Origin of the sequence: Roseovarius amoyensis (genome assembly GCF_003260265.1) — a bacterium.
Taxonomy (GTDB): domain Bacteria; phylum Pseudomonadota; class Alphaproteobacteria; order Rhodobacterales; family Rhodobacteraceae; genus Roseovarius; species Roseovarius amoyensis.
The window spans coordinates 42,961-57,575 of record NZ_QITQ01000015.1; the positions used below are offsets into that span (position 1 = coordinate 42,961).

Consider the following 14,615-nt stretch of genomic DNA (forward strand, 5'->3'; position numbering starts at 1 on the left):
CGCGGAGAATTTCGCGCCCCTTCGGGTTCCGCGCTGGCGGGACAAATTGCATCGGCCCAAGGCGCCAAAACGAGCGCCACGAATAATCAAAACGGGCTGAACAACGGGGACCATCAGATGACATCAATGACCGACCCTCGGGACGAGTCGTTCCGGCTGTCGATGCTGATCTACGATACCCGGTATCGTGCGGCCACCATCCAGGTAATCGCGCTGATCAGCTTCCTGATCCTGATCGGCTGGATCATTTCCAACACAGCGCAAAACCTAAAGGACCTGGGCAAGGAGCCATCCTTTTCCTTTCTGTTCGAGCCGGCAGGTTATGACATCAACCAGCGCCTGATCGACTATCACTCGCAAAGCCCGCATCTGCGCGCCGCTCTGGTCGGTCTGCTGAACACGCTGCTGATCGCGGTGATGGGATGCGCCGCCGCGACGATAGTCGGTGTCCTGGTCGGTGTGCTGAGGCTGTCGCGCAACTGGTTAGTCGCCAAGATCATGACATTCTATGTCGAGATGTTCCGCAATGTGCCGGTACTGTTGTGGATCGTCCTTTTCATGGCGATCCTGATCGAGTCGCTTCCGTCGCCGCGCGATTTTCGCGGCGAGACACCCGAAGCAACGATGCAGGTCTTCGATTCGGTCGCCATCACCAACCGCGGCGTCTATATTCCCGAACCGCTATTCTCGCGCAGCCTGGGCGATCTGCACATGTTCGGCAATGGGGCGCTGAGTTTTGATATCAGTCTCGATTTTCTGGCTGTCATCGCGGTGCTGGTCGCGGGGTTCTTTGTTTCGGGGCGGATCAAGTCACGCGCCGATGCGATACAGAACAAGACCGGCGTGCGCCCGACCACCTGGTATCTGCGGCTGGGCGTGGTGGTGATACCGCTGGTCGTTCTGCTGGTGGCGCTGGGCTTTCACCTTGGTTACCCGGCGCTCAAGGGTTTCAACTTCCAGGGCGGGACGTATATGCGCAACTCGCTCATCGCGTTGTGGCTGGCGTTGTCGCTTTATACCGCTGCCTTCATTGCCGAGATCGTTCGCGGGGGTATCCTGGCCATCAGCCACGGCCAGACCGAAGCCGCCGCCGCGCTGGGCCTGCGCCAGCGCCGAATCATGAGCCTTGTCATCCTGCCGCAGGCGCTGCGGGTGATCATTCCGCCGCTCATCTCGCAGTATCTCAACCTTACCAAGAACTCTTCGCTGGCCATCGCTGTCGGGTACATGGACCTTACTGGCACGCTGATGGGGATCACTCTCAACCAGACCGGGCGAGAGCTGGAAACAGTGATGATGGGCATGCTGATCTATCTGGCGATCTCGCTCAGCATCTCGCTGGTGATGAACTGGTACAACAAGCGCGTCAAACTGGTGGAGCGGTGACATGAGCGACACACATGCCCAAACCGTGCGCTTCGTGCGCGATACCATGCTGCCCGAACAGGCGCCGCCCGCCACAGCGGTCGGTGTCATAGGCTGGCTGCGGGCCAACCTGTTCTCGGGCTGGTTCAACAGCATCCTCACCATCATCGCGCTTGGGTTCATCTATCTGGTGCTCAGCATCGTGGTGCCCTGGCTGGTATCGCCCACATGGGACGCTGCGTCGCTGACCGAATGCCGGGGAATCCTGAAAGAGATGGGCAGCGAGGGCCATTTCGGCGGCGCCTGCTGGGGTGTGATCCGCGACCGCTGGGTTCAGCTGTTGTTCGGGTTCTATCCCAGCCATCTTTACTGGCGCCCGATCCTGGCACTGGTGCTGCTGGCGGTGGCGTTGGCGCCGGTGCTGTTCGGTGAACACGTGCCCAAGCGGCTGATCTGGTTCAGCGCGATCTACCCCTTCATCATGCCATGGCTGCTGTGGGGCGGTTCGGTCTGGACGCCGATCATGGTAGCTGCCGGTCTGGCCGTCGGATACGTCGCCTATCGGCTGATTGCGGTCACGGGGGGCACGCTGTTGGCCCTCGTCGCCGGGGTCGTCGCGGCGATGGTCTGGTGGCTCTTTCTGCTCGGGCCGGTGTCGGGTGGTTTCGACTCGATCATCCCGCTGGGGCTGGAGGGGGTCGAAAGCCGTGACTTCGGCGGCTTCATGCTGTCGCTGACCATCGGCATCGTCGCCATCGCCATATCGCTGCCGCTGGGCATCGTGCTGGCGCTGGGGCGGCAGTCTGACCTGCTGATCCTCAAGTCAATCTGCGTCGGCTTCATCGAGTTCATCCGCGGGGTGCCGCTGATCACGCTGCTGTTCGTGGCTTCGACGCTCTTGAACATCTTCATGCCGCCGGGGACGAATTTCGACATCATCCTGCGGGTGATCATCATGGCGACGCTGTTTGCCTCTGCCTACATGGCCGAGGTCATTCGCGGCGGCCTGGCGGCGCTGCCACGTGGCCAGTACGAAGGCGCCGACAGCCTGGGGCTGAACTATTGGCAGGCGCAGCGGCTGATCATCATGCCGCAGGCGCTGAAGATCTCGATCCCCGGTATCGTCAGTACCTTCATCGGGCTGTTCAAGGACACCACGCTGGTGTCGATCATCGGCCTGCTGGACCCGTTGGGTCTGTCGACCGCGATCCGCGCCGACTCGGCCTGGAACGGCATTGTGTGGGAGCTTTACGGCTTTATCGCGCTGCTGTTCTTCATCTGCTGCTTCAGCATGTCCCGTTATTCGATGTACCTGGAGCGCAAGCTCCGGACAGGCCACAGGTAGGAAAGGACTGCTTCCATGTCTGAACTGATGACAGAACGCAAGGTCGACCGCTCGCAGCTCAAGGTCTCTGACGAGGTCGCGATCGAGATCACCGGCATGAACAAGTGGTTCGGGACTTTTCACGTGCTGCGCGACATCGACCTGACGGTGAACCAGGGCGAACGCATCGTCATCGCCGGCCCGTCCGGGTCCGGCAAGTCGACGCTGATCCGGTGCATCAACGCGCTGGAGGAACACCAGAAGGGCAAGATCGTCGTTGATGGGACAGAACTGACCTCGGACCTCAAGAACATTGACAAGATCCGCCGCGAGGTGGGGATGGTGTTCCAGCACTTCAACCTGTTCCCGCACCTGACGATCCTGGAAAACTGCACGCTGGCGCCGATCTGGGTGCGCAAGGTCCCGCGCCGCGAAGCGGTCGAGACGGCGATGCATTTCCTGGAAAAGGTCAAGATCCCCGAACAGGCCGACAAGTACCCCGGGCAGTTGTCGGGCGGTCAGCAGCAGCGGGTGGCAATCGCGCGCAGCCTGTGCATGAAGCCGCGGATCATGCTCTTTGACGAGCCCACATCGGCGCTCGACCCCGAGATGATCAAGGAGGTGCTCGATACCATGATCGAGCTGGCCGAAGAGGGCATGACCATGCTCTGCGTCACCCACGAAATGGGTTTCGCCCGGCAGGTCGCCAACCGGGTCATCTTTATGGACCAGGGTCAGATCGTCGAGCAGAACGAGCCCGAAGAGTTCTTTAACAACCCGCAGAGCGAACGCACCAAGCTGTTCCTCAGCCAGATCCTGGGGCACTAGAGCGGGGCAAACCATCTTGGCGTTGCCCGGCCCGCTTGCGGGCCGGGCATGCGCCCAACCCGGTGCGATACGCTCCCGTTACCCGGTCAGCTCTCGCGGGATGATGAACTCTATCGCCCGGCCTTTGCCGGTGCCGATCCCGGACCAATCCACAACATCGAATTCGGCCACCAGCGTGGCCCCGGTGGGATAGTCGAAGAACCGCGGATGCGGCGGTGCGTCGGCGACGAGGTTTTGCGCCAGCCAGCCGATGCCGGGGTTGTGGCCGATCATCAACACGGTCTCCCCCTGTGCGCGGTGCAGGATGGCCCACATCTGTTCTGGCCCGGCTTCGTAGAGCGCGGGCAGCAAGCGCCCGGCGCAGTCGAGTTTCAGCCGCTCGAAGGTCTCGCGCGTGCGGGCGGCGTCCGACACCAGCGCGACATCGGGCAACAGGTCATGGGCGCGCAGCCAGTCCCCCAGCATCCGCGCGGATGACCGCCCCCGGCCATTGAGCACGCGGTCGTGGTCGTCGAGCGTGGGATCGTCCCAGCCCGACTTGGCGTGCCGCATCAGGACCAGCCGTTTCATCGAAAGGCCCGCATGTGAAAGGCGGATTGTGCCTCGACCCGGCCATGGCGCTGCCCGACCGGACAGGCCCGCCGCACCGGGCAGCCCCGCGTCAGGCAGTCGTTGCCGGGGCGGTCCAGGTCGGTCTTGCAGCCGGCTACGTCATAGGTGCCGGTGGCAAAGGCATCGACCGGGCAGGCGGTCAGGCAGGGCTTGTCGTCGCAACTGTCGCACGGGCTGGGCGAGGGGGGTGGCACGTCGATCCGTTCAGCCAGTCCCAGCGCCCCGCGATAGGACAGCCAAAGCCCGGCTTCGTCATGCACGAACAGCCCCACGGGCGACGAATGCGCCCGCCCGCTGGCCACCGCCCAGCGGGTAAAGGGCTGATACGGCGGGCTGCCAAAGGGAAAGAACGCCTGCACGCCCAGCTCTGTGGACAGGTCGCCCACCACCCGCGCCGACCAGCGGTCCAGCGGGTCGGGTTGCCCGTCGCCATATTCCGGCGCGGCGGTGAAGGTGTCCCAGAAACCGGGTTCCAGCGGCCCAAGCAGCACCAGCGACGCCACGCCCTGAGGTAATTCGTCGTGAACCACGCCCATCACCGCAAGCTGCCTGGCAGCGGCGGCATGGCGGATCGCCTCCAGTGTCATCCGGCCCGGATCAGCGAGCCGGCGCCGTGCTCGGTAAAGAGTTCCAGCAGCACCGCGTTGGGGGCGCGCCCGTCGATGATGACCACCGCGCGCACGCCGCCTTCGATCGCGGCCAGTGCGGTTTCGGTTTTGGGGATCATGCCGCCGGCAATCACGCCGTCGCGGATCATGGCGTGTATCGTGGTCGAGGACAGTTCCGTCAGCAGCCGGCCCTCGGCGTCCTTGACCCCCTCGACATCGGTCAGCAGCAACAGCCGGTCGGCCTTTAGCGCGGCAGCCACGGCGCCGGCGGCGGTGTCGCCGTTGATGTTGTAGGTCTCGCCATTCCGCCCCGCACCCAACGGCGCGATGACGGGGATTGCATCGTCGGCAAAGAGCGTGTGCAGGATCGCGGGGTCGACCTCTGACGGCTCACCCACCAGCCCCAGCGTCGGGTCGGCGGGATCGCAGATGATGAGGTTGGCGTCCTTGCCCGACAGCCCCACCGCGCGCCCGCCCTCGCGGTTGATGGCCTGCACGATGCGCTTGTTGACGCGGCCCGAAAGGACCATCTCGACCACTTCGATTGTGGCCTCGTCCGTCACCCGCTTGCCGTTCACGAAATCCGACTTGATCTGCAGCCGGTCGAGCATCTGGTTGATCATCGGTCCGCCGCCATGGACGATCACCGGGTTAACACCGACCTGGCGCATCAGCACCACGTCGCGGGCAAAGCTTTCCATGCCGGCGTCGCTGCCCATCGCGTGCCCGCCCAGCTTGATCACCACAACGGCACCGTCATAGCGCTGCAGATAGGGCAGCGCCTCGTTCAGTGTCCGGGCGGTGGTGATCCAGTCGCGGTTCATCTTTCTGGTCTTCATCCCTGGTCCCTCGCTGGGGATCGCTTATCCCCGCTAACGGCGGCCGCATCAAGGGGCTTGGCGGTCGCCCCCTTCCGGGCGCAGATGCGGCAGAAAGGCCTCCAGCACCTGTTCGTAAAGCGCGCGCTTGAACGGAACGATGGAGGCGATCAGCTCTTCGGGCGGCAGCCAGCGCCATTCAGAGAACTCGGGATGATCAGTGCTGATGTCGATATCGCCATCCCGGCCCATGAACCGGGCCAGGAACCATTTCTGTTCCTGCCCGCGAAAACGCCCGTTCCAGACCCGCGGCACGATGTCGGCGGGCAGGTCATAGGCGATCCAGCCCTCGGTTTCGGCCTCGATGCGCACCAGGTTGGCGGTGACGCCTGTTTCCTCGCACAGCTCGCGCAGGGCGGCGTCGCGGGGGGATTCGCCCTTGTCGATGCCCCCTTGCGGCATTTGCCAGGCGGGCATTTCGGTGTCGATGCGCTGGCCGACGAACACGTCGCCATCGGTATTGGCCAGCATCACCCCCACGCCCCGGCGATAGGGCAGCGCCCTGGTGTCGCCGCTCATGCCGCCAGCCCCCGGCCCCTGAGCAGCGCCTCGACCCCCGGCAGCCGCCCGCGGAACGCGCGGTAAAGCGTATCCGCCTCGGCCGTGCCGCCGACTGAGAGGATGTGTTTTTCCAGCGCGCTGGCCATTTCCGGGTCAAAGGCACTGCCTGCCTCGCCAAAGGCGGCAAAGGCGTCGGCGTCCATCACCTCGGACCACATGTAGCTGTAATAGCCGCTGGAATAGCCATCACCGGAAAAGACATGGGCAAAGTGCGGCGTGGCGTGGCGCATGGTGATGGCGTGCGGCATGCCGATTTCGGCCAGCACCTCTGCCTGCCGCGCCATCGGGTCGGCGGGTGCGGGGCCGTCGTGGAAATCGAGGTCCACCAGCGCCGAAGCGACGTATTCGACCGTTTCGAACCCGGCATCGAAATTGGCTGCGCCCAGCACCTTTTGCAGCATCTCGCGGGGCATGGGTTGCCCGGTTTCGGCGTGGGTGGCGAAGCGTTCCAGCACCTCGGGCACCTCCAGCCAGTGTTCGTAAAGCTGGCTGGGTAGTTCCACGAAATCGCGCGCCACGTTGGTGCCCGACAGCGATTCATACGTCACGTCCGACAGCATCTGGTGCAGTGCGTGGCCGAATTCGTGAAAGAGCGTGCGCGCCTCGTCATAGCTTAGCAGCGCGGGGGTGCCCTTGTTGAAGTTGCAGACATTCAGCACCACCGGGCGCACCGTTTCCGGTGTCCGGGCCTGGCCCTGCAGCGTGGTGCACCACGCGCCAGAGCGTTTCGAGGCGCGCGCGAACCAGTCGCCGATGAAGACCGCCATGTGGCGGCCCTCGCGCGTGACCTCCCACGCGCGGCAGTCGGGATGGTAGAGCGGCACGTCTATGGGCCGGAATTCCAGCCCGAACAGGCGGTTAGCACAGTCAAACGCCGCCTCGATCATCCGGTCGAGTTGCAGGTAGGGTTTGAGCGCGGCCTCGTCGAAATCATGCTCTTCCTGGCGGCGCTTTTCGGCATAATAGCGCCAGTCCCAGGGTTCCAGCGGGCCGTTGATGCCATCGGCCTGCATCATCTGTGTCAGCGCCTGCGCGTCGGCCTCGGCCCGGGCGCGGGCGGGTTTCCAGACGGCCATCAGCAATTCGCGCACCTTGCCGGGGGTCTTGGCCATTTCGGTTTCCAGCTTGTAGGCGGCAAAGCTGTCATAACCCAGCAGCCTGGCGCGCTCTTCGCGCAGGGCCAGGATCTCGGCCGCGATCGCGCGGTTGTCGTGCTCGCCGCCGCCAGCGCCGCGCGAGACAAAGGCGTTGAAGGCCCGTTCACGCAGGTCGCGGCGTGGCGAGAATTGCAGGAACGGCACCACCAGCGACCGCGACAGGGTGATGGCCGGGCCATCCAGCCCCAGTTCCTGCCCCGCTTGCCGTGCGGCGGTGATCAGGAAATCGGGCAGGCCGTCCAGGTCGTTCTCGCCCAGTTCCATGTGCCAGCCGGCCTCGTCCGCCAGCAGGTTCTGGGTGAAGGCGGTGCCAAGCTCGGCCAGCCGCGCCATGATCTCCTTCATCCGCGCCTCGGCCTGGCCGGTCAGTGCCGCGCCGGCACGCAGGAACCGCCGCCGGGTGAGCATCAGCAGGCGGGCCTGCTCGGCGGTCAGGTCAAGGGTGTCGCGCGCCTGCCAAAGCGCCTCAATCCGCGCGAACAGCGCCTTGTCGGCGTGGATGTCGGAGCTGAAGGCGGCCAGTTTCGGGCTGACCTCGCGTTGCAGGCGCTGGCGGTCGGGGTTGGAATCCGCGCTTGCCACCACGAAGAACACCGACAGCACCCGGTCAAGCGTCTTTCCCGCCGTCTCGAACGCGGCGATGGTGTTGGCAAAGCTCGCCGGTTCGGGGTTTGCGGAAATCGCCGCCACCTCGGCCCGCGCCTGCGTCAGCGCCGCGTCGATGGCGGGGGCGAAATGGGCGTCTTTGATGCGGTCGAACGGGGCGATGGCAAAGTCGCCCGACCAGGGCTCAAGCAGCGGGTTGGTCACGTTGGAAATCTCCTTATTCCTGTGCGGGCATGGTGGTGTCGGGTCTTGGTGGTCAACCCTGCCCGCCACAGATGGGGCAATCGGGGCGGCGTGCCAAGGCGATCTTGCGGGTTTCACCGTACAGCGCGTCGTGGATCAGCATCTCGCCCCGCAGCGGCGCTCCCGCCCCGGTCAGAACCTTGATCGCCTCGGCCGCCATCATCGCGCCCAGCACGCCCGGCAGCGGCCCCAGCACCCCGGCCTCGGCGCAGGATGGCGCCAGCCCCGGCGCGGGGGCCTCGGGGAATATGCACTGGTAACAGGGCGAGCCCTTGGCGGTGTCAAAGACGCTGAGCTGCCCCTCCCACTGCGACATGGCGCCAGAGATCAGCGGCAGCCCGGTGGCGTGGGCGGCGGCGTTGACCAGGTAGCGGGTTTCGAAATTGTCGGTGCCGTCCAGCACGAGGTCATATTCGGAAAACAGCGTCTCGGCGATATCCGGCGTCAGGCGGCGGCGATAGGGGCGCACCACGACGGCGGGGTTTTGTGCCACCATCGCGTCGGCAGCGGATTCCACCTTGGGCCGGCCGATATCGGCGGCGCGGTGGATGACCTGCCGCTGCAGGTTCGAGTTCTCGACAATGTCGTCGTCGATCACGCCGATGGTGCCCACCCCCCCCGCCGCAAGGTAGAGCAGCGCAGGCGACCCCAGCCCGCCAGCGCCGATCACCAGCACGCGGGCCTTTTTGAGTGCCTTTTGCCCCGGTCCGCCGATTTCGCGCAGGACGATGTGGCGGGCATAGCGTTCCAACTCGGCATCGCCGAACAGCCGATCGGGCGTCTTTGCCGTTTCGGTTTTTGCGCCGGTCTGCCGCGCCTTTTGTCTGAGCACGCGCAGCACCGCGCCATAGGCTATCGCGAGTGCGGCAAAGCCACCCACCATCAACCACAGTGCCGGGCTATCGCCCGTGGCCTGGCGCAGCGCATGGCCATCGGGCAGCGTCAGTTGCAGCACCACGACACCGGCCCACAACAGCCCGACCATGCCCCAGCGCAGCCCGCGCGGCGCACCCAACAGCGCGCCTGCGCCCCAAAGCAGCGCCGCCAGCCCCAGAACGAGCAGCATCAGCTCGTTCCCGTCGAGCCAAAGCCGCCGCTGCCGCGCGCGGTGTGGTCCAGCGCCTCGGCAGCCTCGAACGTCGCCTGCACCACCGGCGCAACGACCATCTGGGCGATGCGCATGCCGTGTTCGATACGAAAGGGGGCATCGCCCGCGTTCATCACGATCACCCCCAGCGGGCCGCGATAGTCGCTGTCGATGGTGCCGGGGCTGTTGGGCAGGGTGATGCCGTGTTTCAGCGCCAGCCCAGACCGCGGGCGAATCTGCACCTCAAAGCCGGCGGGAATTTCCAGCCGCAGCCCGGTGGACACCAGCATCCGCGCACCCGGCGCCAGGTCAACGCCGCCCCGGTCGGGAAAGTTGGCGCGCAGGTCGGCGCCCGCGGCGCCGGCTGTCGCATAGGCCGGCAGGCCCAGCGCGCGGTCTGCGTCATCCTCCCACAGGATGCGGACGCTCACCATGCCGTGGCCTTCCGCGCTGCTCTGCCTGCCTGCATCCGGGGTGGCCTGCCGGTCATGCCAGTGCCCCGGCGATGCGGTCGGCCAGCCGTCGGGCGACCTCGTCCTTGGTCATGCGCGGCCAGTCCTCTGCCCCCTCGGCGGTGATCAGGGTTACGGCGTTTTCCGCCCCGCCCATGATGCCGGTGCCGGGGCTGACATCGTTGGCCAGTATCCAGTCGCAACCCTTGCGCGCGCGCTTGGCGTTGGCGTTGGCGATCACGTCGTCGGTCTCGGCGGCAAAGCCCACGACCAGCGCCGGGCGCCCGGCCTTAAGCGCTGAAACCGTGGCCAGGATGTCGGGGTTCTCGGCAAAGTCCAGCGCCGGCGCGCCGCCGCCGGGGCTTTTCTTGATCTTGCTGTCAGAGGCGCCTGTGACCCGCCAGTCGGCCACGGCAGCGGCAAAGACGGCAGCGTCGGCGGGTAGTGCCGCGTTCACCGCGTCCAGCATCTGTTGCGCGGTTTCCACCTGCACCGCCTCGACGCCCTCGGGCGGGGGAACGCTTGCCGGGCCGGTAACGAACACCACCTGCGCGCCCAGCGCCGCCAGTGCCCGCGCGATGGCCGTGCCCTGCGCGCCCGAGGACCGGTTGGCGATATAGCGCACCGGGTCGATGGGTTCGTGCGTGGGGCCGGAGGTGACGATCACCCGCCGCCCGGCCAGCGGCCCGGCGCCCAGCGCGGCCTCGATCGCGGTGACGATTTCCAGCGGCTCGGCCATCCGGCCGGGACCATGTTCGCCGCAGGCCATGTCGCCCTCGTTCGGGCCGACGGTGCGGATGCCGTCACCGGCCAGCGTGGCGAGGTTGCGTTGGGTGGCGGGGTGCTGCCACATGCGCACGTTCATCGCCGGGGCCAGCAGCACCTGCGTATCGGTGGCGAGCAGCAGCGTCGACGCCAGGTCGTTCGCCAGCCCGGTGGCCATCTTGGCCATCAGGTCGGCGGTGGCGGGGGCCACGACGACCAGGTCGGCGCTCCGGCTGAGCTCGATATGGCCCATCTCTGCCTCGTCGGTCAGGTCGAAGAGGTCGGAAAATACCTTTTGCCCGGCCAGCGCCGAGACCGACAGCGGCGTGACGAACTGCGCCCCGGCGCGGGTCAGCACCGGCGTGACCGCCGCGCCGCGTTCGCGCAGGCGGCGGATGAGGTCAAGCGCCTTGAAGGCGGCGATGCCGCCGCCGATGATCAGAAGAATGCGTTTTTCTGCCAGCATCTTGGCCCCGCTTCGCCCCGGTTTCGCCGGGGCAGAGACTAGGCCCAGCCCGCAGGCGTGACAAGGCCGGTCAGTTGAACGCCTCGCACGGGTCGTCGCGCGCGGGGGCGGGTGCGGAGATCACCTCGTCAAAGCTGCCGGGCAGGGGGTGGCCATCCTCGGCCTGGCCGATGGCGATGACGTCCAGTCCCGGGGCGGCACGCGCCAGCAAGGCCGGTACGCCCCAGTCGCGCCGCGCATGGCCGTTGCCGGTGATCACCACCACCGGCCCGCCGGTGGCGTCATGGGCGGTGATGGCGGCGCGGACCAGCATCGCATCGCGCAGGCGTTGCACCCGCACCATGCCGGGCAACAGGGTTTCGGGCAGGGCGTCGCAATGGGCGCGCATCTGCAGCGCTTCGCGCGCCGCCTGCTGATCGGGCGGCGGGGGCGCGTCCAGGCTGAACCGGGCGGTGTCTTCCTGGCCGATCAGGGTGTCAAAGCCCTGCTCCATAGCCACGCGCGCGGTTTCGCGCGTCACCCCAGCGCCGAAAATGCGCGCCTGCGGTGCGGCGGCGAAAATGGGGAAATACATCGAAAAATCGGGCCAGCCGGTATCGTCCCACCCCAATGCGGCGCGCAGCGTGTTTTCGGCCGCCCGGTTGGCGGGCGTTATGGCGGCGGCCTGTTCGGGCGTCAGCATCTCGAACACCAGCGCCGCGGGCGCGATGGCGGCCACGCGCGCGGCCTGTTCGGCGTGGTGGGCGGGGTTGTCGTGGATTTCGCCGATGATCACCACATCCTGCGCCGCGACAGAGCGGGCAAGGCAGATCAGGCAGGCGGTCAGGGATAGCAGGGCCTTCATGCGAGAAGGTTCTGCACCTCCGCGCCGTGACGTTCAAGGTGACTGCGCAACTTGACGAACGCCGCCGCCTCGATCTGGCGCACGCGTTCCTTGCTGAGGTTCAGCTCCTTGCCCAGGCTTTCCAGCGTGCGCGGCTCGTCGCGCAGCTTGCGTTCGCGCACGATGAAGCGTTCGCGCTTGTTCAGCCGCGCCATCGCCTGGCTCAGCCAGCCGCGCAGCGCGTCGAGGTCGTGATCCTTTTCGAACAGCTCTTCGGCGCGCGCGCTCTCGTCCTCGATCGTGTCGATCCATTCGCGGCCTTCGTCCTCTGACGACTGCGTGGCGTTGAGCGAGAAATCAGAACCCGACAGCCGGCCCGACATCATCTCGACATCACGCAGGGGCACACCCACCTCGTGCGCGATCATTTCGCGCAGCTGGTGGCCATCCAGCTCTTCGCCCCGCGCCATCGCCTCTCGCTCGATGCGGGCCTGGACGCGGCGCAGGTTGAAGAACAGCGATTTCTGGCTTGAGGTCGAACCGGTACGCACCATCGACCAGTTGCGCATCACGTGGTCCTGCACCGACGCCTTGATCCACCACACCGCATAGGTGGAAAAGCGCACGCCGCGGTCGGGGTCGAACTTGTCGGCGGCCTTCATCAGGCCCAGCCCGGCCTCTTGTATCAGGTCGTTCATCGGAGCGCCGTAGCGTTTGTATTTGGACGCGACCGAGATCGCCAGCCGCATGTAGGCGTTGATCAGCCGGTGCAGCGCCGCCTCGTCGCGCCGGTCGCGCCACGCATAGGCGAGTTCGCGTTCGGTTTCAGCGTCGAGAAGCTCGGCCTTCATCGCGGTGCGTCGCATGTCCGTGGTCTGAAAGGCGTCTAGCGGCATATCCTACCCCCGTCTTTCATCCGGCTGGCCGGGCGGGCGGCTGCCCGCTCTTTATCTCGACCGTCACAGGATGATACGGACTTGGGGTGTGTGCGGACGCACTCTAACTGGAGATGACGCGAATGTTACCGGCTGTGAGCCTGGTTTTGGGTGGCGCTGCGTCGGGCAAGTCGGCGTTTGCCGAGGCGCTGGTGACCGGCAGCGGGCGCAAATGCGTCTATCTGGCCACCGCGCAGGCATGGGATGACGAGATGCGCGAAAAGGTCGCCCGCCACCGGCAGATGCGCGGCGAGGGCTGGCGCAACGTCGAGGAACCGCTGGAGCCGGGAAAGGCGCTGGCGATGGTCACGGCGCATGAGGCGGTGCTGCTGGACTGCGTCACGATGTGGCTGAGCAATCACTTGCTGGCCGATAACGACATCGCCAAGGCGCAGGAGCGGCTGTTCGCGGCACTGGCGGCGTGTGCCGTGCCGGTGGTGGTGGTGTCGAACGAGGTGGGCATGTCGGTGGTGCCAGAAAACGCGCTGGCGCGCCGGTTCCGCGATGCGCAAGGGCGGCTGAATCAGGCGCTGGCGGTGCAGGCGGGGCTGGTGGTGAACGTGGTCGCCGGGTTGCCGCAGGTGTTGAAGGGCACCCTGCCATGAGCCGGTTTTTCTGGGTGCGTCACGGGCCGACCCATGCCCGCGCGATGCTGGGCTGGACGGACCTGCCCGCCGACCTGACCGACACGGGGCGGGTTTCGCGGCTGGCTGCGCATCTGCCCGGCGATGCGGTGGTGGTGTCATCCGACCTGATCCGCGCCGTGGCCACCGCCGATGCGATTGCTGCGGATCGCCCGCGCCTGCCCCATGACCGCGACCTGCGCGAGATCAATTTCGGCGAGTGGGAGATGCAGCGCGTCGATACCATCGCCGACCAGGCCGCGCTGCGCGCGTTCTGGGACAATCCCGGCAGTGTCCGCACGCCGGGTGGCGAAAGCTGGGATGATCTGCGCATGCGCACCGACCGGGCGGTGGCACGGCTGATGGCGGCGCATCCGGGCCGCGATATCGTGGCGGTTGCGCATATGGGCACGATCATGGGTCAGCTGCAAAGGGCGCTGGGCGTTCCGGCGTATGAGGCATTCGGCCACCGCATCGACCCGCTGTCGGTGACAGAACTGAAATTCCGGGGCGGGGGCTGGCAGGTCGAGGCGATCAACCATTGTCCGTGAGGGTGAAAACGGCGCGGTGAAAACTGTGCGATGAAAAAATTGTTGATAATTTCACGGAATCGATACAGCGTGAAATTCGAGAGCCAATTTTCACCGAGCGCCGGCCTTGGAACAGTCCGATCCCCTTCGCAGCCGCACCCTGGGTGCCGACCTGCGCGCCCTGCGCAAGGCGCGCGGCATGACGCTGAGCGATCTGGCCGCGGCGCTGGGCCGGTCGGTCGGCTGGCTCAGCCAGGTTGAGCGTGACATCTCGGAACCTTCGATTTCCGACTTGCGCCAGATCGCGGGGGCGCTGGGCGTGCCGATGTCGCTGCTGTTCGGCCATGCCAGCGCACCGGCAGACGAACAGGGTTATATCGTGCGCGCCGGTGCGCGCAGGCCGATGGGATCGGGCGAAGAGGGGCTGATCGAGGAACTGCTTTCGCCCGACCTGACCGACGATTTCGAAGTGACCCATTCCACCTTTCGCCCCGGGGCACGCATGGAAAAACCCGCGCGCCGCCCGACGCAGGAGGTGGGGTACATCATCTCGGGCAAGCTGGACCTGACGCTGGGCGGGCGCGAATTCACCGTCGGCCCCGGCGACAGCTTTCGTTTTCGCGGCGAGGAATACCGCTGGGCCAATCCATACACCGAACCGGCCGTCGCGATCTGGGTGATCGCGCCGCCGGTCTATTGAAACACCCCCGCGCGGCATGGGGACATGCGCGCGGGCACCAGGAAAGGGAGGC

The 14,615-nt window shown here is 66.2% G+C and carries 16 protein-coding genes; 6 read left to right on the forward strand and 10 right to left on the reverse strand.

The window, feature by feature from the left end:
* Window positions 1-117 precede the first annotated feature (117 nt).
* Genes DL899_RS13105 through DL899_RS13115 form a run of 3 tightly spaced genes read left to right on the forward strand, consistent with a single transcriptional unit; the run spans window position 118 to window position 3,517 of the window.
* The gene (locus DL899_RS13105) at window positions 118-1,386 is read left to right on the forward strand and encodes an amino acid ABC transporter permease (protein ID WP_111734811.1); all 1,269 of its coding nucleotides are present in this window, start codon (window positions 118-120) and stop codon (window positions 1,384-1,386) included.
* Between the two features lies 1 nt (window position 1,387).
* Window positions 1,388-2,710 carry an amino acid ABC transporter permease gene (locus DL899_RS13110; RefSeq protein WP_111734812.1) on the forward strand — a complete coding sequence of 441 codons (1,323 nt, stop codon included), beginning with the start codon at window positions 1,388-1,390 and terminating at the stop codon, window positions 2,708-2,710.
* Between the two features lie 15 nt (window positions 2,711-2,725).
* Window positions 2,726-3,517, forward strand: a complete 792-nt coding sequence (locus DL899_RS13115) for an amino acid ABC transporter ATP-binding protein (RefSeq protein ID WP_111734813.1) — start codon at window positions 2,726-2,728, stop codon at window positions 3,515-3,517.
* Between the two features lie 78 nt (window positions 3,518-3,595).
* Here the strand turns inward: DL899_RS13115 and DL899_RS13120 are convergent, their stop codons facing one another.
* From DL899_RS13120 to DL899_RS13165, 10 genes are all read right to left on the reverse strand, one after another.
* The gene (locus DL899_RS13120) at window positions 3,596-4,087 is read right to left on the reverse strand and encodes a SixA phosphatase family protein (RefSeq protein ID WP_111734814.1); all 492 of its coding nucleotides are present in this window, start codon (window positions 4,085-4,087) and stop codon (window positions 3,596-3,598) included.
* Window positions 4,084-4,716, reverse strand: coding sequence for a ferredoxin (locus DL899_RS13125; protein WP_111734815.1), 633 nt, complete (start codon window positions 4,714-4,716; stop codon window positions 4,084-4,086). The genes DL899_RS13120 and DL899_RS13125 overlap by 4 nt, the downstream gene beginning before the upstream one ends.
* Window positions 4,713-5,576, reverse strand: a complete 864-nt coding sequence (gene argB, locus DL899_RS13130) for an acetylglutamate kinase (protein WP_111734816.1) — start codon at window positions 5,574-5,576, stop codon at window positions 4,713-4,715. The genes DL899_RS13125 and argB overlap by 4 nt, the downstream gene beginning before the upstream one ends.
* Window positions 5,577-5,624: 48 nt before the next feature.
* A complete protein-coding gene (locus DL899_RS13135; protein ID WP_111734817.1) occupies window positions 5,625-6,134 on the reverse strand; it encodes an RNA pyrophosphohydrolase in 510 nt (169 codons plus the stop codon).
* The gene (locus tag DL899_RS13140; RefSeq protein WP_111734818.1) at window positions 6,131-8,143 is read right to left on the reverse strand and encodes a M3 family metallopeptidase; all 2,013 of its coding nucleotides are present in this window, start codon (window positions 8,141-8,143) and stop codon (window positions 6,131-6,133) included. The genes DL899_RS13135 and DL899_RS13140 overlap by 4 nt, the downstream gene beginning before the upstream one ends.
* A 52-nt stretch (window positions 8,144-8,195) precedes the next feature.
* Window positions 8,196-9,248 (reverse strand): HesA/MoeB/ThiF family protein, encoded by a 1,053-nt coding sequence (locus tag DL899_RS13145; RefSeq protein WP_111734819.1) that lies wholly within the window; start codon window positions 9,246-9,248, stop codon window positions 8,196-8,198.
* On the reverse strand, window positions 9,248-9,703 hold the full coding sequence (gene dut, locus DL899_RS13150) for a dUTP diphosphatase (protein WP_111734820.1): 456 nt from the start codon (window positions 9,701-9,703) through the stop codon (window positions 9,248-9,250). The genes DL899_RS13145 and dut overlap by 1 nt, the downstream gene beginning before the upstream one ends.
* Window positions 9,704-9,755: 52 nt before the next feature.
* Window positions 9,756-10,952, reverse strand: coding sequence for a bifunctional phosphopantothenoylcysteine decarboxylase/phosphopantothenate--cysteine ligase CoaBC (coaBC, locus tag DL899_RS13155; protein ID WP_111734821.1), 1,197 nt, complete (start codon window positions 10,950-10,952; stop codon window positions 9,756-9,758).
* Between the two features lie 70 nt (window positions 10,953-11,022).
* Window positions 11,023-11,796 carry a ChaN family lipoprotein gene (locus tag DL899_RS13160; protein ID WP_111734822.1) on the reverse strand — a complete coding sequence of 258 codons (774 nt, stop codon included), beginning with the start codon at window positions 11,794-11,796 and terminating at the stop codon, window positions 11,023-11,025.
* Window positions 11,793-12,671, reverse strand: coding sequence for an RNA polymerase factor sigma-32 (locus DL899_RS13165; protein ID WP_111734823.1), 879 nt, complete (start codon window positions 12,669-12,671; stop codon window positions 11,793-11,795). Before DL899_RS13165 ends, DL899_RS13160 begins: the two co-directional genes overlap by 4 nt.
* A 122-nt stretch (window positions 12,672-12,793) precedes the next feature.
* Between DL899_RS13165 and cobU the strand changes: the two genes are divergently transcribed.
* The 3 genes from cobU to DL899_RS13180 all read left to right on the forward strand — a co-directional run bounded on the left by cobU (window position 12,794) and on the right by DL899_RS13180 (window position 14,563).
* The gene (gene cobU, locus DL899_RS13170; protein WP_111734824.1) at window positions 12,794-13,315 is read left to right on the forward strand and encodes a bifunctional adenosylcobinamide kinase/adenosylcobinamide-phosphate guanylyltransferase; all 522 of its coding nucleotides are present in this window, start codon (window positions 12,794-12,796) and stop codon (window positions 13,313-13,315) included.
* A complete protein-coding gene (locus DL899_RS13175; RefSeq protein ID WP_111734825.1) occupies window positions 13,312-13,884 on the forward strand; it encodes a histidine phosphatase family protein in 573 nt (190 codons plus the stop codon). Before cobU ends, DL899_RS13175 begins: the two co-directional genes overlap by 4 nt.
* Before the next feature lie 106 nt (window positions 13,885-13,990).
* Window positions 13,991-14,563 (forward strand): helix-turn-helix domain-containing protein, encoded by a 573-nt coding sequence (locus tag DL899_RS13180; protein WP_111734826.1) that lies wholly within the window; start codon window positions 13,991-13,993, stop codon window positions 14,561-14,563.
* Window positions 14,564-14,615 lie beyond the last annotated feature (52 nt).

What these genes read in the sequence shown, in the direction of transcription:
- DL899_RS13105 (WP_111734811.1), top strand. Translation starts at nt 118, where the DNA reads ATGACATCAATGACCGACCCTCGGGACGAGTCGTTCCGGCTGTCGATG.
- DL899_RS13110 (WP_111734812.1), top strand. Translation starts at nt 1,388, where the DNA reads ATGAGCGACACACATGCCCAAACCGTGCGCTTCGTGCGCGATACCATG.
- DL899_RS13115 (WP_111734813.1), top strand. Translation starts at nt 2,726, where the DNA reads ATGTCTGAACTGATGACAGAACGCAAGGTCGACCGCTCGCAGCTCAAG.
- DL899_RS13120 (WP_111734814.1), bottom strand. Translation starts at nt 4,087, where the DNA reads ATGAAACGGCTGGTCCTGATGCGGCACGCCAAGTCGGGCTGGGACGAT.
- DL899_RS13125 (WP_111734815.1), bottom strand. Translation starts at nt 4,716, where the DNA reads ATGACACTGGAGGCGATCCGCCATGCCGCCGCTGCCAGGCAGCTTGCG.
- argB (WP_111734816.1), bottom strand. Translation starts at nt 5,576, where the DNA reads ATGAAGACCAGAAAGATGAACCGCGACTGGATCACCACCGCCCGGACA.
- DL899_RS13135 (WP_111734817.1), bottom strand. Translation starts at nt 6,134, where the DNA reads ATGAGCGGCGACACCAGGGCGCTGCCCTATCGCCGGGGCGTGGGGGTG.
- DL899_RS13145 (WP_111734819.1), bottom strand. Translation starts at nt 9,248, where the DNA reads ATGCTGCTCGTTCTGGGGCTGGCGGCGCTGCTTTGGGGCGCAGGCGCG.
- dut (WP_111734820.1), bottom strand. Translation starts at nt 9,703, where the DNA reads ATGGTGAGCGTCCGCATCCTGTGGGAGGATGACGCAGACCGCGCGCTG.
- coaBC (WP_111734821.1), bottom strand. Translation starts at nt 10,952, where the DNA reads ATGCTGGCAGAAAAACGCATTCTTCTGATCATCGGCGGCGGCATCGCC.
- DL899_RS13160 (WP_111734822.1), bottom strand. Translation starts at nt 11,796, where the DNA reads ATGAAGGCCCTGCTATCCCTGACCGCCTGCCTGATCTGCCTTGCCCGC.
- DL899_RS13165 (WP_111734823.1), bottom strand. Translation starts at nt 12,671, where the DNA reads ATGCCGCTAGACGCCTTTCAGACCACGGACATGCGACGCACCGCGATG.
- cobU (WP_111734824.1), top strand. Translation starts at nt 12,794, where the DNA reads ATGTTACCGGCTGTGAGCCTGGTTTTGGGTGGCGCTGCGTCGGGCAAG.
- DL899_RS13175 (WP_111734825.1), top strand. Translation starts at nt 13,312, where the DNA reads ATGAGCCGGTTTTTCTGGGTGCGTCACGGGCCGACCCATGCCCGCGCG.